Origin of the sequence: Pseudoalteromonas sp. UCD-33C, from assembly GCF_001306895.1 — a bacterium.
Lineage (GTDB): Bacteria > Pseudomonadota > Gammaproteobacteria > Enterobacterales > Alteromonadaceae > Pseudoalteromonas.
Map to the genome: position 1 here is coordinate 620,520 of NZ_LJTB01000001.1, position 18,272 is coordinate 638,791.

Below are 18,272 nucleotides of genomic sequence, written 5' to 3' on the forward strand. Positions count from 1 at the left end.
ACAATGCACGCTGAAGATACCTTTTTAATTCAAAACAAACTTGGCTTACATGCTCGTGCTGCTACTGTTTTAGCGCAATTAGCACTGCAATTTGATGCCAAAATTACGCTTTATCAAGATGATAAAGAAGCTGAAGGCGACAGCGTGTTAGCATTAATGCTACTTGAAAGTAGTCAGGGTAAAGAAGTTCGCGTTGTGTGCGAAGGCCCTGACGCCGATGCTGCATTAACGGCAATCGGCGAATTAATTGCACAACGCTTCCACGAGCAAGAATAGCATTTGCTAAGACTTCAAGGTTTACGGTAAACTTAATTCGGATATTTAAAATTCCCTTTAAATATCCTACTTTTATATCGCTCGCTTTTCTAAATTACAAAACTCTTAATAAATTTATCGCAGTGCGACGATATCTCTGCAAATACACTACAAAGCAACTATGCTGTATTTGCTTAGCCTATTTAAACTTTTTTCAGTTGTAAGGACGCCAATGCCAGAAGCCTTTGAACAAGATTACCCACTACAACAACTCAAACAAGTGACCAAGTCACTCAATAGTGGTCAATTTGTTCAAGTGCGCGGTATGTTAGCCAAAACGGCACCTTGTGATACAGCCCTTTTACTTGAATCTTCTCCCCATAAAATTCGTCGTATGCTTTGGCAGCTGGTTGATCCAGATGTCCGTGGTGATGTTCTAGAAGAACTCTCTGAAGATGTACGTCTTGGCATTATTGCCCAGATGGAGCCTGAGCACATTGCTGCTGCCACTGAAGATATGGACGACGATGACTTAGGTGAGGTTTTACGTAGTCTTCCTGATACCGTATATCAAGACGTTGTCAGTGCCATGGATTCGCAAGATAGAGAGAGAGCAACTCAAGCACTTTCTTATCAAGAGCGCTCAGCCGGTGCCTTGATGAACAGCGATACGGTCACCATTCGTCCTGACGTTACTCTCGATGTTGTACTGCGCTATTTACGCTTACGAGGTGAGCTACCAGAGGGTACCGATGACTTATATGTAGTTGATAAGCATAACTGCTTTTTAGGCGCGCTTTCATTAACTACATTGCTGACCAGTCCTTCAGATAAAATTGTTCGTGATTTAATGGATGAAGACTGTGAGTCAATCCTAATCTCTATGGATGAAAGTGATGTAGCGCAACTGTTCGAGCGTCACAACTGGATTTCAGCGCCTGTTGTGGATGATAACGCTCACTTGCTTGGTCGTATTACCATCGATGATATCGTTGACGTAATCCGTGAAGATGCAGAGCACAGCATGCTAAGCCTCGCTGGTCTTGACGACGAAGAAGATACCTTTGCGCCAGTGCTAAAAAGTTCGCAGCGTCGCTCTATTTGGCTTGGGGTTAACTTATTAACCGCATTGTTAGCAGCCATTGTGGCAAGCTTTTTCGAAAACACCTTAGCAATCTTGCCTATTTTAGCGGTACTCAATGGTATCGTCCCTTCAATGGGGGGTGTTGCGGGTAGCCAAACCCTAACTCTGGTTATTCGTGGTATAGCGGTTGGTCATATCAACCAAACCAACCAACGCTTCTTATTACTTAAGGAGTTAGCGATTGGCGCACTGAATGGCATTATTTGGTCGATATTAATTGCTGGTGTGGTTGCCCTATGGCAGTGGGACTTTAAACTCGGCGCAGTGCTGGCCTTTGCAATGTTTATGAATCTTGTTGCCGCTGGTATTGCGGGTGCGAGCATTCCATTAATTCTTAAGAAAATGAAAATTGACCCAGCCCTTGCAGGGAGCGTAGTGCTGACAACCGTCACTGATATTGTTGGTATCTTTGCCTTTTTAGGCACCGCGACTTGGTTATTGATCTAATACCAATTCGCAATAATACTTAGTTAAGCGAATTGGTATAAATAAAAACGGCCCTTAAAGGGCCGTATTTATATCTATTTACTTTGCGCGCTGCTTATTTTTACCTACTCGAGGTTTGGTATTGGCCTTTTTAAACTGGCTAAAACCGGTGTGACGAGTCAGTGCCGCACGGCCTTTACCGCCCTTTCCTCTAGCAGCTTTCTCGTTACGACCTTCTTCAGGTACCAAACAGTTCGGCCCTTTACCGATTAGATTCGCTTTGCCCATTTTTCTTAGTGCTTCACGGATCATCGGCCAACCAGCAGGATCGTGGTAACGTAAAATCGCTTTGTGTAAGCGACGCTGGCGTGCGCCTTTTGGAACAGGCACTTGCTCAGTATTGTTCTTAATATTACGCAGCGAGTTCATCTCAGTGTGATAAATCGTGGTTGCATTGGCCATCGGCGATGGATAAAAGTTTTGCACTTGATCAAGCTTAAAGTCATTAGACTTTAACCACAACGCCATGTTCACCATGTCTTCGTCTTTCGTTCCTGGGTGAGCAGAAATAAAATACGGGATCAAATACTGCTTTTTACCCGCTTCTTTTGAGTATTTATCAAATAGCTCTTTAAACTTATCGTAAGCTCCCATGCCCGGCTTCATCATCTTAGACAATGGACCATCTTCAGTATGCTCAGGGGCAATTTTTAAGTACCCGCCTACGTGATGGGTAACCAACTCTTTTACATAGCGAGGGTCTTCTACAGCTAAGTCATAACGTACGCCAGACGCAATCAAAATTTTCTTTACACCTTTTACATCACGGGCTTTTTTATAAAGCTCAATAGTTGGGGTGTGATCCGTGTCCATGTGCTTACAGATATCAGGATAAACACATGATAAACGTCGGCATGTACTCTCTGCTTTTTTACTCTTACAGCGCAACTTGTACATATTCGCTGTCGGTCCACCTAAGTCAGAGATAACCCCAGTGAAGCCCGGTACTCTGTCACGAATTTGCTCAATTTCATCAATAATTGATTGCTCAGAACGGCTTTGAATAATACGTCCTTCGTGCTCTGTAATCGAACAGAAAGAACAGCCACCAAAGCAACCACGCATGATGTTCACCGAGGTTTTAATCATTTCATAGGCTGGGATTTTTTCATCGCCGTAGCTTGGGTGTGGAATACGCTGATATGGCAAACCAAATACGCCATCCATTTCTTCAGTTTCAAGCGGAAATGCAGGCGGGTTAACCCAAATAGAACGATCGCCATGGCGTTGAAATAACGCACGGGCGCAACCTGGGTTTGTTTCTTGGTGCAAAATACGCGAGGCATGGGCATAAAGCGGTTTATTTACGCTTACTTGCTCATACGCTGGCAGCTTAACGTAGGTCTTTTCCCAAGGCTTAGGACGAGCTGGCTGAATAGTGATTGGCTTAGCCGCCTCGGCACTTAAATCAATACCTGCTTTTTTAAATTCAGATTTACTACAACCCACATCATCTGCGCCATACGGGTTTGGAATTGGATCAATCTTACCTATTTTATCTATTGCCGTTGAGTCACTACCACGCCAACCCGGTAATGGTTCTTTACGAATAACCGCAGTACCACGAATATCTTGAATTGTCTCTACCGACTCACCCGCGGCAATACGGTGGGCAACTTCAACAAGTGGGCGCTCAGCATTACCGTAAATTAGAATGTCAGCTTTGGCATCAAACAATACGCTACGGCGTACTTTTTCTTGCCAATAATCATAATGAGCAATACGGCGTAAACTCGCCTCAATACCACCAATGATCAGCGGCACATCTTTATAAGCTTCGCGACAGCGTTGGCTGTATACAACTACCGCACGGTCAGGACGTTTACCGCCTATGTTACCCGGCGTATAAGCATCATCATGACGCATACGCTTTTCAGCAGTATAACGGTTGATCATCGAGTCCATATTACCCGCTGTAACACCAAAGAATAAGTTAGGCTTACCTAACGCCATAAAGGCATCTTTTGAGTTCCAATCAGGCTGTGCAATTATACCCACACGAAAACCCTGTGACTCAAGCATACGCCCTATCACAGCCATACCGAAACTTGGGTGATCTACATACGCATCACCACTGACAATGATCACGTCACAGCTATCCCAGCCTAACGCGTCCATTTCTGCACGAGTGGTTGGTAAAAATGGCGCCGTGCCATAGCATTCAGCCCAATACTTAGGGTAAGAAAACAGGCCTCGCTCGGCTTTTAATGCGCTCATAAAGTGTACTCTGCTAACAAAAGGGGCGAATTATACCTCAGTCTTATAGATTATTATAGAAAACAAAACGCCCTTCACATGGGAGGGCGCTGTTTAATTAATATGCTTTTGTTGAAACTTTCTATTGTTTAGCTTGCAGGTAGGTAATTAACTCTTTTTCTGGCATAGGCTTAGCATACATGAAGCCTTGCACTTCATCACAGCCAAGCTGGGCTAAATAATCTGCTTGCGCTTGTGTCTCGACCCCTTCTGCTATGGTTTTTAAGCCTAACCTTGCACCAAGAGAAATAATTAACGCAGCAATCGCCTGACAATCTTGACCTGGTAAATCTTTAATAAAGGCGCGATCTATTTTAAGTCTGTCTAGCGGAAGTTTTTGCAAGTAACTTAACGATGAGAACCCTGTACCAAAGTCGTCAATCGCAATCTCGATACCAAACTCTTTAAGCTCTTTTAATGTGGTGATCACATTAGCTAGCTCATCCATTACCACGCTTTCGGTCACTTCGAGTTCAATAAATTGCGGCTTTACATCGTACTTAATTAAAGTGTCTTTAACCTGCTGCGCATAGCCTTTAACTTTAAACTGCGGCACTGAAACATTCACAGCAATGCTAATTGCAAAGCCCATTGCTTCGAGGCGCTTTTGCTGCATACATGCTTGCTCTAGCACCCATTGCCCTATATCAACAATTAAACCGGCATCTTCAGCCATTGGAACGAAAATCGCCGGCGAAATATACTGGCCATTACCTGACGGCCAACGCAGTAGCGCTTCACAGCCAATGATTTCAAGTGTATTTAAATCAAGTTGTGGCTGAAACCAAACCTCTAATTTACGCTGCTCAAAATCTTGACGAAGCTGTCTGATGATCCCTAAACGCCAAGCCATTTTCTCTTCCATGTCTGGGGTATACGTCACCACCATTTCAGAAGATTGTTTTTTAGCTTGGTTAAGCGCAATGTAGCCCAGCTTTAAGGTCTCGATCCCTGCTTGTAAGAAATCACCTTGATAACATAGGCCAATATTAAAGTTGATTGGTAAAATGTGTTCACCGGCATTAAACGGCAAACTTAAATGCTCGCGTAGTAGCTCAACATCACATTCACCAACGGGTAACAGTAAGCCAAACACATCTGCACCAATGCGCGATAGCAGCTTTGCATTTGGGTATTCTTGATGTAGTCTATCAACAATGGCATTTAGTAATAAGTTACCAATCTCTTGGCCTAAGCCATTATTAATATCTGAGAATTGCGCAACATCAATTAATAAAAAGACATAGTCACTTTTACCCGGCTGGTAGTAACGCTCCACTTTATTCATGAAATCATTACGATTCGATAAGCCAGTTAAAACATCTTTATAAGCTGCATCACGTAAACGGTTGAACAACCTAACATTATCAAGACCAACACTGACATTGGTTAAAAATATCTCTGCAAATTGTAGTTGTGAAGGACTTGGTGTGTGCTCGGTTTCTAAGTAAATAGCTGCTTGGCGGTTTTTGCTTTTTAATAAATACGTACTGTCTACATCGGTGTGCTGATGCTCACCTTGGGCTAGGCAGTTATTAACTTGCATGATAATACGGCCATCATCAAGCTGCTCAATACCCTGGCCAATAAACTCATTATATTCAGCACAACCACCTAAAACATAAACCTGGTTATCATCTTCGATAGAGCCACACAGTAAACCTTGCGGTTCGCAATCTAAAATAATTGAGAGCTGCTTAATCACTGCCATTGAAAAGGCTTTGATATCAGTAAAACCAAGAATAGCCTTAGATGCATACAAAATATTATTTAACGCGCGGCTTTGAAATTCGAGCTGGCATACTTGCTCATAAGATCGAATAGCCGTTACAAGGGCGGTGATAAGTTTACTACGTGTTAGTTCTGTTTTTGTTTTGTAGTCGTTAATATCGTATTCGCGGATCACTTTTTCTTCAGGTGCATAGCCTGGTTGTCCGGTACGTAAAATAATGCGCACATTGTGATTATTAAGGCACTCTCTAACCTGCTTTACAACTTGCAAGCCAGCGTCATCTGACTCCATAACCACATCAAGGAGTATTACCGAAATCGTATGGTCATTTTTAAGTAATTCGAGCGCTTCTGCACCTGAGTAGGCATGATGGAATCGCAGCCCTTTATCCCAAAACTCTACGCCTGAGAGGGCAAGCTTAGTAACTGAATGTATTTCTGGATCATCATCGACAATTAATACGTCCCAAAAATCAGAGACAGTTTCATCCACTAACTGTTCGTCATCTTGGTCACTAAACAAAAAGTCGTTACTCTCTGATGCCATTAATAATTCCTTAGAGTGATCCCCGTAATACTGTAACTATGGCGCCACTCCATTTTACAGCGATGCTCAAAATTCTATCACTTATTTAACTATGATACATTAGTGATAGCTTATATAGTATCAAACAGATTATAGTCTATGTTACGTATAATGTTATGAAAGTTATAAAACAATTGCCTGAGGTGAGATTATTAAAATACTCATTTTTACCCTAAAAGCGATTTTTATCAGCATTCTGATCTCACTTGTGATTGGGCTCATGCTTTCACCGCAATATACTGTTCACAAATCAATTAAAGTGAATGCGAGTAGTGCTGAGATTGCAAGCCTTATAGGCGACTTTAATCAATGGCCTAAATGGCAACCATGGCAGGCTGTCGACCCGAGTATTAAATTTACCATTGCAGAACCTAGCCAAGGTGTAGGTGCACATCAATTTTGGCAAAGTCGCTTTGGCGAAGGTGAAATGACCATCACCCAACTCGACAACAGCCAGCTTTCATTTAATATCTTATTTAATAAAGAACACATTGCCCAAGGCACAATTCGCTATTTACCTGAAGGCGATAACGTTAACATTGAGTGTTCATTAAAAGGTGAGGTCAACACCCCTATTATTGGTGGCTACCTTGCTTTACTAAGCCAGTATATTCTCAATAACACAGTAAAACTGGCGCTCAATAACATCAAAACTCATGCGCAGTTAGCAACAACAGGCAAGGACAGTGTGACCGATGACAGTGAAAGCAGCTCAGGCGAGAGTTAATCTTGCTAATATCATAGAAAACCAGCTTGGCTACCCTATTCATAAGGCATCATCGGCTAGGATCAACCATGCTGGTGATGACAGCTATTCAGCACAAGGTCAACAGCAGTTAGCTTATCAAATTAAAGCGCAAGCAAGCCTTTTAGAGCGCGCTCAAACTCGCCAAGAAATTCAATTCATTAAACGCCAAGAAAATATCGAAACTATTATGGCGATGGCTATGGCGTTTTGCCCCGATGTCACAGGCCAACAACAGCCAGATTTTGATTGGATAGAGCGCTTTATTAGTTTATGTGAAGACACAGCTAATTCTTCAATGCAAAAGCTATGGGCAAAAATACTCGCAGGTGAAACCGTGTCACCGGGCACCTTTTCGATTAAAAGCCTACAAACACTTAAACACATGACTCAGCGCGAAGCAGATGCCCTTCAGCGCTGTACATCACTGTGTGGCTTCAATGAAAAAGATAACAGCCACTTAATTTTACTCGGCTTTTACAAGAAGCCTTCGCTGTTTGATTTACTTAGAAAAGGTAACAAGGTGTCATTTAATTTAGGGAAAACCCCTGTTAGCTTTCCTGATATTCTTACTCTGATGGATATTAACTTACTGTATCGAAAAGAAATCGAATCAGCGGTTTTAAAAGCAGGCCAAGAACTAGTACTGAGCTTTATGAATCAACGCTTGGTTTTAAAAGCAAAAAGTAATGACTTAGTACTCAGTTATTATAAATTTACACAAACGGGCGACGAGTTAAGAAAGCTAATCGCATCGCCAATAAATAAGGCTTATAAGCAGATACTTTCAACATCATTAGAAGATGAATTTGAAGTTAGCTGGCAAACTTTAAAATAAAGCTGCCAGCTAAATATAAACCGAAAAACTCGATTAGAAGTGGATTTGAATACCCGCAAATGGGCCTGATGCATCTAAATCTGTGTAGATATCATCAATATCATCAAGCTCTAAAGTCATTGAGCGGTAACCCGCTTTAATGTCCATATCAATTGCTAAGTTATCAAGTAAAGCGTATGCAACACCCGCTTGGTAGTCTTGAATTTTGCTATCGTCGATAGCCAGTAAGCTACCTTCAAAGAATACGCTTAAACCTGTTAACGGCAAACCAACTTCAGCACGACCATACACTAAAGGTACGAAACCAGAAAAATCAACGCGCTCAGTCGTGTTTTGGCCACCATCTTGCGATGTACCCGTTACCGTAATTTCACCGTCAAATTGTTTAGCGTTTACACCTAAATCAATTGAAACCAAATCATTATCAAAGATTTCGTAATATAGGATGTAGTCAACATGTGATAAATCACTTACTGTGCCTACTTGTGTGCCTACCACATAATCAGAACCACCAAAACTAAATGTTTCATCAAGTGTTGTATCACCATTTAACTCAAGTTCAGTGTATTTTAGTTTAATGTTTGGTACTAACGGCACTGGGTGCTCAAGTGCTGCGTAGTAGCTCGTAAACGTTTCATCATCAAATTTAAAGCTTTGTAGATTTCCGTCTTGAGCAAAACTACCGCTGTTATCTGATTGCCAGCCATCAACACCTAGGTATAAACCTAATAATGTATCAGCTTGCGCTGTTGGAGCTAAACAGGCCATTGAAAGGGCAGCTGCTAAACAGTACTTTTTCATCATTTTATCCTTGCGCTAAAAGTTCGCTAAGTTCAATTAGAGCCGCATTGGCTCGAGAAATATAATTCGCCATGACCAGTGAGTGGTTAGCAACAAAACCAAAACCACTGCCATTTAAGATCATTGGGCTCCACACAGTTTCTTGCGTGGCCTCTAATTCACGAATAATTTGTTGCAGACTAACACGAGCATTTTTCTTTTCTAAGACATCAGCAAAATCATATTCAACCGCTTGTAAAAAGTGCAGTAATGCCCACGTTGCACCACGCGATTCATAAAATACATCATCAATTTGCCACCAAGATGTTTTTACTTGGCTTTGCAAAGGGGTGTATGTTGCTTGATGAGCTGCAGTATCGCCAGCTAAATCAGTGTTCAAACGATCTTGGCCAACACTTGCGCTTAGACGCTGACTTAAACTACCCAAGCGCTTTTCAGCTTCTTTTAACCAGCCACGTAAGTTATCGGCCCGGGCATAAAACTGGCTATCTCGATCGTTCTGATCCGCAATTTGAGTGCGATACACAACCAGTAAATCAATACCCTTTTGATATTCAGTTTCTGCGCTAGGCCATGCCCATGCTACCGAGCTTATATTAAATTGCGGCTGTGCTTTTTTAAGAGCTTCGTGCTCAGTTGATTGAGACTGTGAACGGCTGAAGTCTTTACGCATCGACAACACTAAATCTCGGGTCATCTCAAGCGCGCCATATTCCCACGCCGGCATGTTATCCATCATTACACTTGGTGGCATCATATCGTTAGATAAGTAGCCGCCAGGCTTATTTAATAATGTACTTGCCACATTGATCAACGTAGTTGTTGTTGTGTAGCCGGTGACAAACTTTTCACCGCGCATTTGCGCTTCCTGTTTTGCCTTGCTAACAACATCCATACGAGCTGGTTCACTACTCCAGTAAACAGCAATCGCGTAAAAAATAATTAGTATAATAAGTAATGCACTGGCTATTTTTCCTTTATGCTCAGACATAATACCTCCTAGTGATGTGAGTGCTCTTTACTTTTTTTTGATGCCTGCTCAGACATTTCTTGTAAAGACACAACCTTGGCTTGAGTAAAAACTCGATTGCCATCATTAAAATATAGCGTGAGTTTTCGTTCTTGCCCTGCTTTTAGTTGATCTTCAGGTTCAAACACCATTAAGTGATAACCACCCGGTTTAAACTCAACACTGCTGTGACCATCAATCTTTAATGATAAAACCTGTTCCATTTTCATCATGCCATCAACATGAGTATGCTGATGAATTTCAACACGTCCTAAACCATCAAGCTCAGCTTTAGTTAATACCGTTGCATGCTCACTTGGGTTAGTAATAGTTAAATAAGCCACGCTGGCTTTACTGGCTGGTAAAAATTCACGTACCTGCGCGTTGCTTACAGTTACTTCGGCAACATCGCTATGGTCATGGCCACTATGGGCAGATGAAAAAGTACTAAAGAATAAACTTGCGGTAAGAAAAGAGAGTGCGGGCCACAGTTTCATTATGTTTTAATCCTTGTTAAGACATTAACTTACCCGCTAAATTTAGCATATTTTATGTATTAAGGCAGTTTATTAGTACCTTAAGCTGGCGATTTTTTGTTATCGGCAATCAACCAGCATAATGCTGCGATGAGTAAAAGTGGCCATGCAATCATTACTGAGCCAAATAAAAACGCAAGCACAACACCAATCAAAGCAACAACACCTGCGCCTAGCAGCCCAATAGTGAATAGCGCAACACCTGCAACGACGGCAATGACTGCCACTATTGCACCGATGACCTCAAGCCCAGCCCAACTCATATCAGCAATTGATAAAGGTAATTGCCATGAGTCAAACGATACAAATGAAACCGCATCAGTGCATAGTAATAACATTGCCAAAATGATGATAGCTAACGTTTTCATGTCCTACTCCTAGTAACCTTTCACTGGTAAAGTGCAATGAGCCACTAAATAACCCACGCCTATTAACAGCGGCATTTGAATAAGTAATATGATCATGACCAAACGTGTTGACCATACAGGGAAGCCCAAGCGCGCAGCGAGTCCGCTACACACACCCGAGATCTTTTTATTACTCAGATCACGGTACCAACGTGTCGATGTGTGATAAGTATTCATTATTAACCTCCTAAGCCGACTGCTTCATCGTTGCTTTCAAGTCAGCAAGCTCTTTATCGATTGCTTCATCTTTCTCAAGGGCAGCGAATTGTGCTGCTGTTGAATTTGCAGCATCACTTTGTGTAAGTTCATACGCTTCAACTTGCGACTCAATGTTTTCAACGCGCTGCTCTAAATAGTCAAAACGCGCTAATGCATCTTCAACTTTACTGCTATGCAGCTGCTCTTTTACTTTTAAGCGTGCTGTAACAACGCGTTCTTTTTGCATGTAAGTCAGCTGTTTGGCTTTTGCATCTGCAAGCTTGTTTTGTAAACGCTGACAATCTTCTGTCAATTTAGCGAGTGACTCTGCCACTTTATCCATTTCAGCTTGTTGCGCTTCGATTTCTGTCGTTAAACGCTGCTTTTCAACTAATGCTGCTTTGGCAAGATCGTCACGATCTTTACTTAGCGCTTTTTCTGCTTTCGCTTGCCAATCAGCTACTTTCGCTTGTTTCGCTGCAATTTCACGCTTCATTTGCTTTTCTTGCGTTAAAAATGTCGCAGCAGTTGCACGGCATTCAGTCAGTGCATCCTGCATTTCTTGCACGAGTAGATTAAGTAACTTTTCAGGATCTTCAGCTTTGTCTAGTGCTGCAGAAAGGTTTGCCTGAATAATGTCATTTACGCGATTTAATACACCCATGTGACTCTCCTGTTGATTATTGGGTTAATACAGCTAGGAGATTCCAATTCTTGTGCCAACTAACGAATAAATTAAAATTATCATTTATATACAATAAGTTGAGTCAATTAAATTTAGATTTAGGCTGACTAGTGACTGAATGAAAAATAACTAATTTGACTAAAAAATTAACTTTTTCACTAAATTTTAGGATCAAAAAAAGCCACAAAATGTGGCTTTTTTAATAGGGTAAATGATTAGGCTTCTGGGACAAAACTTAAGGCTTTATCCATAACAGATAAATCGGCCGCTTTACCATGGCCTTTTTCTGAAAGATGGCGTCTAAAACCACGCGCACCAGGTTGGCCTTGGAAAATTCCCAACATATGGCGAGCAATATGCCAAAAGTTAGCGCCTTTGCTCATTTCATCTTCAATATAGTCATACATCGAGCGCACAACCTGATGACGCCTCAGCGTAAAGGCTTCATCACCATATATGTTTTCGTCGACCTCAGACAAAATAAACGGATTACTATACGCTTCACGACCAATCATAATGCCATCAACATACTCAAGGTGAGCTACGCTATCAGCAATTGTTTTCACGCCACCATTTAAGCTTAAATGCAATTGCGGATAATCTTTTTTCAACTGATAAACGCGCGGGTAATCAAGAGGTGGGATCTCACGATTTTCTTTTGGGCTTAAGCCATTTAACCAAGCTTTACGCGCATGAATAATAAAGTCATCACAACCAACATCATGACTCGCTTCAATTAAAGCACATAAAAACTCATACGAATCTTGCTCATCAATACCAATGCGCGTTTTAACAGTAACAGGAATAGTCACTTCGGCCTTCATTGCAGCAACGCAGTCAGCAACCAGTTTAGGCTCAGCCATTAAACAAGCACCAAAACGGCCATTTTGCACGCGATCAGACGGACAGCCGACATTTAAATTTACTTCATGATAGCCGCGCTCCGCCGCTAACTTTGCACACTTAGCCAACGCTTCAGGATCTGAGCCACCAAGTTGCAATGCCACTGGCCCTTCATGCTCATTAAAGTGTAGGTAATCGCCTTTACCAAATAAAATAGCGCCGGTTGTCACCATCTCAGTGTAAAGCACAGCATGCTTAGTCATTTTACGGTGAAAGGTTCGACAGTGACGATCAGTCCAATCTAACATGGGTGCCACGGAAAAACGGCGGTTTAATGTCGTTGTGCTCATAACATGGCCCCTTTAAAGATCAATGCATTTACTTGCAACTTAAATTACCTAATACGATTAACGCTTAATATAGCGATGACACATACCCTTTAGGTATGCACCGAAATGAAAAATTGTGACCATTATACCACCGAAGCTAGCTCGCGGCATGGCTTAATCGAAGATCAGATGGTGAAAAGAGGCGAAGAAGTGTACTGCAATCTCACTTCTTTGATGAATAAGGTTAAATACTAAGACTACATTTTTACTTTACTAAGAAGGTGTTCAAGGTTTTGGCCCGTTAGTTCCAAAATCGTAATTTCAAGCTCTTTGTAGTCCTCGTTCTTGAGGTTAACTAATTTAGCGCCCACTGCAATTCGTGCTACTTTCTCAACGGGGTCCATTTCGACAATTTCAATTGATGCACGCGTATCATGATCTTTTGATTGCACATAATATTCACTAAAGAAGGTACCATCTGCACGTACATTTGGATTACTGTCAGACACAGACTGCAGGAGCGTGCCTTTCTTTAAATCACTTTTACGAAGTGAGAAGCTGTATTCCGCCACATTGGCATGACCAACAATTACGGTTACTGCGCTTTCACCATTAATTTTAAAATCATGATCTGTTACTTCGATAACTTTTAGCTTACCACTATCATAGGTCGGCTCCATGCAAGCACCTAAACTAAAAATCAGAAAAACAGATAAGACGACATTTTTGATTAGCATTCTTTGTTCCTTAAATTTTATATTGCCTTCTTTAAAGTTAGATAAAAGAAGGCAATTATTCAAAGTTTAAATCACTGAAAATGCACTTTAAATTAAAACTAGCCGACAACACTCAAACCGAAGTAGTGAGCGATACCGCCTAAGATATTGGTAACCGCTACTGACGATAAAATTAAGCCCATCACCCGACTGATAATGCTCGCGCCACTATCACCAATTAACTTATGAACATGCGTGGCAAGCAGTAATAAAACCAATACAATTACTAGTACAGAAAGCATAATTGATGAGGTTATAAGTTGCTCATACCAAGTGTATTCGGTATTTCGAGTCATCAGTACTGCACCAAGCATAGCACCGGGGCTGGCAATAGAAGGAATCGCCAACGGAAAAATAGCGGTTTCGGTGCTATCTCGAACACTTTTGATTTCTGTTTCTGGTTTACTTTCACCGAAGATCATCGACAGAGCAAACAGTAATAATACGATACCTCCGGCAATCTGAAATGCCGAAAGTGGAATATTGATCGCGTTTAAAAGTAACTCGCCCGCAACAACAAAAAATAATAGCACTAATGCCGAAACACCAACCGCTTTTAATGCAACTTTGCGCTTAAATTTGGCGTCATCCCAGCGTGTAACAGCAATAAAAACAGGCACGGTCCCGATAGGATCAATGACGGCAAAAAAGAAAATGAATGCAGCTAGCAATTCATTCATTAAGAAAACTCCCTGAAAACGTGTTAGTGAATAAAAACACTGCAACTACAATACAGTATGTTAGTATATCACGGTAGCGTAAGGATAAGAGAAGATGAATATAGAATCACTCGTCAGTAAAGCAAAACAAGTATGCGATAATCGTGGTGCACGTTTCACACCTATCCGTGAAAAAGTATTCCGCCTATTAGCTAGTGCGCAAGGTGGTGTGGGTGCTTATGACCTATTAGAACAACTCAAATTAACTGAGTCAGGCGCAAAACCTGCCACTATTTATCGAGCGCTCGATTTCTTATCGGAACTTGGCTTTATTCATAAAATTGAAAGCACCAACTCATTTATGCTGTGCCATCATTTCGATCACATTCACCCTGTACAGTTATTAATTTGTGACAGCTGTGGTTATGTAAAAGAATTACATTCAACAGTAATTTCTCATGAACTTAATAACTTAGCAGCAGAAAGTGGGTTTATTGTCTCAGGACAAACAATTGAAGCGCACGGTAAATGCGAAAAATGCAAAGAATAAGTGCGGTGTTTGAAACAACCACTACACTTAAAGTATGATTAACAGCATTTCGAAACCTAAGGGAAAATAAATAATGAATGTGGAGTTCATCAACCCTTTTTTATCATCATTATTAAATGTTTTGAGCACTATGGCTCAAACAGAATTAAAGCCGGGCAAACCTAGTTTAAAGAAAGACGAACTAGCCCGTGGCGATGTATCAGGTTTGATTGGTATGGTTGGCCCACAAACTAAAGGTTCACTTTCAATCACCTTTGATGAAAATCTAGCACTGACGATTATGGAAAGAATGCTAGGTGAACGCCCTGATACGGTGAACGAAGAAGTAACCGACATGGTAGGTGAAATTACTAACATGGTGACAGGTGGCGCTAAAAACTTACTTGGCGAAAAAGGCTATGAGTTTGATATGGCAACGCCAGTTGTAGTGTCTGGTAAGGGACATACAATTGCACATAAATGTGAAGGCGCCAAGGTGTTAATTCCATTCACGTCTGCTGATGGTAACGCCAATATTGAAGTTAGCTTTGATAAACTATGAGCTGGCAGCAAAAAACCATTCAATTGAAGCCTCGCTCACGAGGCTTTCACATCATTGATGACGAGCTACTTCGTCAACTTCCAGAAATAGCACAATACAAAGTCGGCTTATTACACCTATTCATTCAACACACTTCTGCAAGCTTAACTATTAACGAAAATGCAGATCCTACAGTAAGAATGGATATGGAAAGTCACTTCAATCATTTTGTGCCAGAACGACAAAGTTATTACCGCCATGATTATGAAGGTGATGACGACATGCCAGCCCACATAAAAAGCAGTACACTAGGTGCTGAGCTCACTATTCCAATTAACCAAGGCCGTTTAATGCTAGGTACTTGGCAAGGTATCTATTTAGGTGAACACCGAGATCATGGTGGCGCTAGACGTATTATCGCGACTGTTCAAGGCCAGATCTAAAACTAGCTGTAAGCTGTAAGCAAAACTTGGCTTTATATTTAAGAAAGTGTTTTTGGGATTTTTTAGAGATTGGAGCGGCACACGAGGCTCGAACTCGTGACCTCAACCTTGGCAAGGTTGCGCTCTACCAACTGAGCTAGTGCCGCATAAATAAGTTGTAAGCTGCAAGTTTCTAGTTTCAAGCTAATGCTTTCAACTTTCCCCTTGAAACTTAAGCCAATTTCTTTTGGTGAGAAATTGGAGCGGCACACGAGGCTCGAACTCGTGACCTCAACCTTGGCAAGGTTGCGCTCTACCAACTGAGCTAGTGCCGCACAATAAGTTACTAGTTTTAAGTTACAAGCTTCAAGTTAGTTACTTTCCCCTTGAAACTTAAGCCAATTTCTTTTGGTGAGAAATTGGAGCGGCACACGAGGCTCGAACTCGTGACCTCAACCTTGGCAAGGTTGCGCTCTACCAACTGAGCTAGTGCCGCATTCAAAAGTAGTCAGTAATTTGTCCGTTGGCGCACAACCTGAAGGTTGCGGTAAAACGTTCTGGCAACTGAGCTAGTGCCGCATTCAAAAGTAGTCAGTAATTTGTCCGTTGGCGCACAACCTGAAGGTTGCGGTAAAACGTTCTGGCAACTGAGCTAGTGCCGCATTCAATTACTTAGAGACATACCAACCCCGCGGGGGTTAACGTCTTAAGCGGGGCAGGATTCTACAATAATCCGATGTGTTTGCAAATGTTTTTTACAAATTAAAGAATTTTTCTTGGTAAACCTTTAATTCCATGATCGAATCTTTGATATCGTCGAGGGCTAGATGTGAGCCTTTTTTGTTCACTTGCGCTAATACGTCAGGTTTCCAACGACGTGCAAGTTCTTTAACGGTACTCACATCAAGGTTACGGTAGTGAAAGTAGTCTTCCAATTCAGGCATGTACTTATTCATAAAACGGCGGTCTTGGCCGATAGAATTACCACACATAGGTGAAGCACCCGCAGGTACCCATTGCTTTAGAAATGCCAATGTTTGATCAATAGCATCTTGTTCAGTGAATGTGCTTGCTTTACAACGAGCTGTTAAACCAGATTGACCGTGCTGAGTCGTGCACCACTCGTCCATGCCATCAAGCAGTTCATCGCTTTGATGAATAGCAATAACAGGGCCTTCAGCCAAGATGTTTAAATCACTGTCGGTGACAACAGTGGCAATTTCGAGTATTTTATCTGTTGCCGGTTCGAGGCCTGTCATTTCCAGGTCGAGCCAGATAAGATTTGATTTATGAAAAGACATAGTTACCTTAGCGGTGCTTTCCTTTAGATCCAACGCATTTAGATATATCATATTAGTATCATCAGTCGACCTAAAGCTTTTTTTTCAAAAAGCCCGACATTTACTCAAGTTATAGGCCAAAAGTGGCAAAACAAAAGAAATTAAGTAAAGGCCAATCGCGTCGAATTAAGGCCAATCATCAAAAACGCCTCTCTAATGCAGATAAAAAGCAACAGAAAGGGGCAACTGTGCAATGGCAAAATGACAATTTAGGCCCTGCCGAAAATGCGGTTGTGATCAGTCGATTTGGCCAACATGCCGATATCGAAACCGAATCAGGCGAAGTATTGCGCTGTAATATACGCAGAACAGTATCGAGCCTTGTATGTGGTGATGAAGTTATTTTTCGCCGTGCAAAAGTTAGCGAAGGCGACTTAGCAGGCGTTATTGAAGCAACCCATGAGCGTCGCTCACAACTAACACGACCTGATTTTTATGACGGCGTGAAAGTCGTCGCTGCCAATATCGACCAAATTTTAATGGTCTCTGCAGTACTCCCTGAGTTTACGCCAAACATTATCGACCGCTATTTAGTTGCCTGTGAAGACATGGGGATTGAGCCTATTTTAGTGCTTAATAAAATAGATTTAATTGACGATGAAGGCCTTGCTTTTATTGATGAAATTCTCGATATCTATCGCGACCTTGGTTATCAAGTACTATTAGTCAGTAATAAAACCGGTCAAGGCATTGCTGAGCTTAAACAAAAACTGGTCGATAAAAACAGCATTTTTGTTGGTCAAAGTGGTGTGGGTAAATCAACCTTAGTAAACACTGTACTGCCAGATGCAGACATCCTAACCCAAGAAGTCTCTGAGAACAGCGGCCTTGGTCAACACACAACAACCGTATCGCGATTACACCATTTACCAAGTGGTGGTAACCTAATCGACTCACCAGGAATTCGTGAGTTTGGCTTATGGCATTTAGATGTTGAGCGCGTTACATGGTGCTTTAAAGAGTTCCGTGATTTTATTGGTGGCTGTCGTTTTCGCGATTGTAAGCATTTAAACGATCCAGGCTGTATAATTCGCCAAGCTGTTGATGATGGTGAAATTTCAGAACTTCGTTTTGACAGTTACCACCGAATTTTAGAAACTATGGCCGACGGCCGTGCTGGTGCACGCGCTCCTCGCGTATAACTATTTAGGAAATA

20 protein-coding genes and 3 tRNA genes are annotated in these 18,272 nt (G+C 41.7%); 8 read left to right on the forward strand and 15 right to left on the reverse strand.

Features of this window, described 5'->3' with window-relative positions:
• Window positions 1-3: 3 nt before the first annotated feature.
• Window positions 4-276 (forward strand): HPr family phosphocarrier protein, encoded by a 273-nt coding sequence (locus AOG26_RS02740; RefSeq protein ID WP_054561108.1) that lies wholly within the window; start codon window positions 4-6, stop codon window positions 274-276.
• A gap of 211 nt (window positions 277-487) precedes the next feature.
• Window positions 488-1,846 carry a magnesium transporter gene (gene mgtE / locus AOG26_RS02745; RefSeq protein ID WP_054561109.1) on the forward strand — a complete coding sequence of 453 codons (1,359 nt, stop codon included), beginning with the start codon at window positions 488-490 and terminating at the stop codon, window positions 1,844-1,846.
• Between the two features lie 78 nt (window positions 1,847-1,924).
• Here the strand turns inward: mgtE and AOG26_RS02750 are convergent, their stop codons facing one another.
• Both AOG26_RS02750 and AOG26_RS02755 read right to left on the reverse strand, forming a co-directional pair.
• Entirely contained in the window at window positions 1,925-4,102 is a 2,178-nt protein-coding gene (locus AOG26_RS02750) for a YgiQ family radical SAM protein (RefSeq protein WP_054561110.1), read from the reverse strand.
• Between the two features lie 121 nt (window positions 4,103-4,223).
• On the reverse strand, window positions 4,224-6,419 hold the full coding sequence (locus AOG26_RS02755) for a bifunctional diguanylate cyclase/phosphodiesterase (RefSeq protein ID WP_054561111.1): 2,196 nt from the start codon (window positions 6,417-6,419) through the stop codon (window positions 4,224-4,226).
• 259 nt (window positions 6,420-6,678) lie between these two features.
• Here AOG26_RS02755 and AOG26_RS02760 point away from each other — a divergent pair, with 259 nt between their 5' ends.
• Both AOG26_RS02760 and AOG26_RS02765 read left to right on the forward strand, forming a co-directional pair.
• Window positions 6,679-7,185, forward strand: a complete 507-nt coding sequence (locus AOG26_RS02760; RefSeq protein ID WP_235575457.1) for an SRPBCC family protein — start codon at window positions 6,679-6,681, stop codon at window positions 7,183-7,185.
• Window positions 7,154-8,041 (forward strand): TIGR03899 family protein, encoded by an 888-nt coding sequence (locus tag AOG26_RS02765; RefSeq protein WP_054561113.1) that lies wholly within the window; start codon window positions 7,154-7,156, stop codon window positions 8,039-8,041. The genes AOG26_RS02760 and AOG26_RS02765 overlap by 32 nt, the downstream gene beginning before the upstream one ends.
• A gap of 33 nt (window positions 8,042-8,074) precedes the next feature.
• Here AOG26_RS02765 and AOG26_RS02770 read toward each other — a convergent pair whose 3' ends face one another.
• The 9 genes from AOG26_RS02770 to AOG26_RS02810 all read right to left on the reverse strand — a co-directional run bounded on the left by AOG26_RS02770 (window position 8,075) and on the right by AOG26_RS02810 (window position 14,305).
• Window positions 8,075-8,842, reverse strand: a complete 768-nt coding sequence (locus AOG26_RS02770) for a TIGR04219 family outer membrane beta-barrel protein (RefSeq protein WP_054561114.1) — start codon at window positions 8,840-8,842, stop codon at window positions 8,075-8,077.
• 4 nt (window positions 8,843-8,846) lie between these two features.
• Complete coding sequence (locus AOG26_RS02775; protein ID WP_054561115.1) at window positions 8,847-9,833, reverse strand: DUF2333 family protein; 987 nt, start codon at window positions 9,831-9,833, stop codon at window positions 8,847-8,849.
• Between the two features lie 8 nt (window positions 9,834-9,841).
• Window positions 9,842-10,348 (reverse strand): copper chaperone PCu(A)C, encoded by a 507-nt coding sequence (locus tag AOG26_RS02780; RefSeq protein ID WP_054561116.1) that lies wholly within the window; start codon window positions 10,346-10,348, stop codon window positions 9,842-9,844.
• A gap of 80 nt (window positions 10,349-10,428) precedes the next feature.
• Window positions 10,429-10,755, reverse strand: coding sequence for a hypothetical protein (locus AOG26_RS02785; RefSeq protein ID WP_054554146.1), 327 nt, complete (start codon window positions 10,753-10,755; stop codon window positions 10,429-10,431).
• 9 nt (window positions 10,756-10,764) lie between these two features.
• The gene (locus AOG26_RS02790; protein WP_054554145.1) at window positions 10,765-10,971 is read right to left on the reverse strand and encodes a PspC domain-containing protein; all 207 of its coding nucleotides are present in this window, start codon (window positions 10,969-10,971) and stop codon (window positions 10,765-10,767) included.
• Window positions 10,972-10,981: 10 nt separating this feature from the next.
• A complete protein-coding gene (locus AOG26_RS02795; protein WP_054561117.1) occupies window positions 10,982-11,656 on the reverse strand; it encodes a PspA/IM30 family protein in 675 nt (224 codons plus the stop codon).
• A 236-nt stretch (window positions 11,657-11,892) separates the two neighbouring features.
• Window positions 11,893-12,870 carry a tRNA dihydrouridine(20/20a) synthase DusA gene (gene dusA / locus AOG26_RS02800; protein WP_082401551.1) on the reverse strand — a complete coding sequence of 326 codons (978 nt, stop codon included), beginning with the start codon at window positions 12,868-12,870 and terminating at the stop codon, window positions 11,893-11,895.
• Between the two features lie 236 nt (window positions 12,871-13,106).
• Window positions 13,107-13,529 (reverse strand): hypothetical protein, encoded by a 423-nt coding sequence (locus AOG26_RS02805; protein WP_130166181.1) that lies wholly within the window; start codon window positions 13,527-13,529, stop codon window positions 13,107-13,109.
• A 155-nt stretch (window positions 13,530-13,684) separates the two neighbouring features.
• Window positions 13,685-14,305: a MarC family protein gene (locus AOG26_RS02810; protein WP_054561119.1), complete on the reverse strand. Its 621-nt coding sequence runs from the start codon at window positions 14,303-14,305 to the stop codon at window positions 13,685-13,687.
• A gap of 94 nt (window positions 14,306-14,399) precedes the next feature.
• On the opposite strand from AOG26_RS02810, the gene AOG26_RS02815 reads away from it, so the two are divergent.
• From AOG26_RS02815 to AOG26_RS02825, 3 genes are all read left to right on the forward strand, one after another.
• Window positions 14,400-14,834, forward strand: coding sequence for a transcriptional repressor (locus AOG26_RS02815; RefSeq protein ID WP_054554141.1), 435 nt, complete (start codon window positions 14,400-14,402; stop codon window positions 14,832-14,834).
• A 73-nt stretch (window positions 14,835-14,907) separates the two neighbouring features.
• Complete coding sequence (locus AOG26_RS02820; protein WP_054554140.1) at window positions 14,908-15,375, forward strand: chemotaxis protein CheX; 468 nt, start codon at window positions 14,908-14,910, stop codon at window positions 15,373-15,375.
• Entirely contained in the window at window positions 15,372-15,797 is a 426-nt protein-coding gene (locus AOG26_RS02825) for a secondary thiamine-phosphate synthase enzyme YjbQ (RefSeq protein ID WP_054561120.1), read from the forward strand. The genes AOG26_RS02820 and AOG26_RS02825 overlap by 4 nt, the downstream gene beginning before the upstream one ends.
• Before the next feature lie 70 nt (window positions 15,798-15,867).
• Here AOG26_RS02825 and AOG26_RS02830 read toward each other — a convergent pair.
• From AOG26_RS02830 to orn, 4 genes are all read right to left on the reverse strand, one after another.
• Window positions 15,868-15,943, reverse strand: a tRNA-Gly gene (locus AOG26_RS02830).
• A 92-nt stretch (window positions 15,944-16,035) separates the two neighbouring features.
• A tRNA-Gly gene (locus tag AOG26_RS02835) sits at window positions 16,036-16,111 on the reverse strand.
• 85 nt (window positions 16,112-16,196) lie between these two features.
• Window positions 16,197-16,272, reverse strand: a tRNA-Gly gene (locus AOG26_RS02840).
• Between the two features lie 259 nt (window positions 16,273-16,531).
• Complete coding sequence (orn, locus tag AOG26_RS02845) at window positions 16,532-17,077, reverse strand: oligoribonuclease (RefSeq protein ID WP_054554138.1); 546 nt, start codon at window positions 17,075-17,077, stop codon at window positions 16,532-16,534.
• Between the two features lie 122 nt (window positions 17,078-17,199).
• Here orn and rsgA point away from each other — a divergent pair, with 122 nt between their 5' ends.
• Window positions 17,200-18,258: a small ribosomal subunit biogenesis GTPase RsgA gene (gene rsgA / locus AOG26_RS02850; protein WP_054561121.1), complete on the forward strand. Its 1,059-nt coding sequence runs from the start codon at window positions 17,200-17,202 to the stop codon at window positions 18,256-18,258.
• Window positions 18,259-18,272: the final 14 nt, after the last annotated feature.

What these genes read in the sequence shown, in the direction of transcription:
- AOG26_RS02785 (WP_054554146.1), bottom strand. Translation starts at nt 10,755, where the DNA reads ATGAAAACGTTAGCTATCATCATTTTGGCAATGTTATTACTATGCACT.
- AOG26_RS02795 (WP_054561117.1), bottom strand. Translation starts at nt 11,656, where the DNA reads ATGGGTGTATTAAATCGCGTAAATGACATTATTCAGGCAAACCTTTCT.
- AOG26_RS02765 (WP_054561113.1), top strand. Translation starts at nt 7,154, where the DNA reads ATGACAGTGAAAGCAGCTCAGGCGAGAGTTAATCTTGCTAATATCATA.
- AOG26_RS02790 (WP_054554145.1), bottom strand. Translation starts at nt 10,971, where the DNA reads ATGAATACTTATCACACATCGACACGTTGGTACCGTGATCTGAGTAAT.
- AOG26_RS02780 (WP_054561116.1), bottom strand. Translation starts at nt 10,348, where the DNA reads ATGAAACTGTGGCCCGCACTCTCTTTTCTTACCGCAAGTTTATTCTTT.
- AOG26_RS02805 (WP_130166181.1), bottom strand. Translation starts at nt 13,529, where the DNA reads ATGGAGCCGACCTATGATAGTGGTAAGCTAAAAGTTATCGAAGTAACA.
- orn (WP_054554138.1), bottom strand. Translation starts at nt 17,077, where the DNA reads ATGTCTTTTCATAAATCAAATCTTATCTGGCTCGACCTGGAAATGACA.
- AOG26_RS02810 (WP_054561119.1), bottom strand. Translation starts at nt 14,305, where the DNA reads ATGAATGAATTGCTAGCTGCATTCATTTTCTTTTTTGCCGTCATTGAT.
- AOG26_RS02755 (WP_054561111.1), bottom strand. Translation starts at nt 6,419, where the DNA reads ATGGCATCAGAGAGTAACGACTTTTTGTTTAGTGACCAAGATGACGAA.
- AOG26_RS02750 (WP_054561110.1), bottom strand. Translation starts at nt 4,102, where the DNA reads ATGAGCGCATTAAAAGCCGAGCGAGGCCTGTTTTCTTACCCTAAGTAT.
- AOG26_RS02770 (WP_054561114.1), bottom strand. Translation starts at nt 8,842, where the DNA reads ATGAAAAAGTACTGTTTAGCAGCTGCCCTTTCAATGGCCTGTTTAGCT.
- AOG26_RS02775 (WP_054561115.1), bottom strand. Translation starts at nt 9,833, where the DNA reads ATGTCTGAGCATAAAGGAAAAATAGCCAGTGCATTACTTATTATACTA.
- mgtE (WP_054561109.1), top strand. Translation starts at nt 488, where the DNA reads ATGCCAGAAGCCTTTGAACAAGATTACCCACTACAACAACTCAAACAA.
- AOG26_RS02825 (WP_054561120.1), top strand. Translation starts at nt 15,372, where the DNA reads ATGAGCTGGCAGCAAAAAACCATTCAATTGAAGCCTCGCTCACGAGGC.
- AOG26_RS02760 (WP_235575457.1), top strand. Translation starts at nt 6,679, where the DNA reads ATGCTTTCACCGCAATATACTGTTCACAAATCAATTAAAGTGAATGCG.
- AOG26_RS02820 (WP_054554140.1), top strand. Translation starts at nt 14,908, where the DNA reads ATGAATGTGGAGTTCATCAACCCTTTTTTATCATCATTATTAAATGTT.
- AOG26_RS02815 (WP_054554141.1), top strand. Translation starts at nt 14,400, where the DNA reads ATGAATATAGAATCACTCGTCAGTAAAGCAAAACAAGTATGCGATAAT.
- AOG26_RS02740 (WP_054561108.1), top strand. Translation starts at nt 4, where the DNA reads ATGCACGCTGAAGATACCTTTTTAATTCAAAACAAACTTGGCTTACAT.
- dusA (WP_082401551.1), bottom strand. Translation starts at nt 12,870, where the DNA reads ATGAGCACAACGACATTAAACCGCCGTTTTTCCGTGGCACCCATGTTA.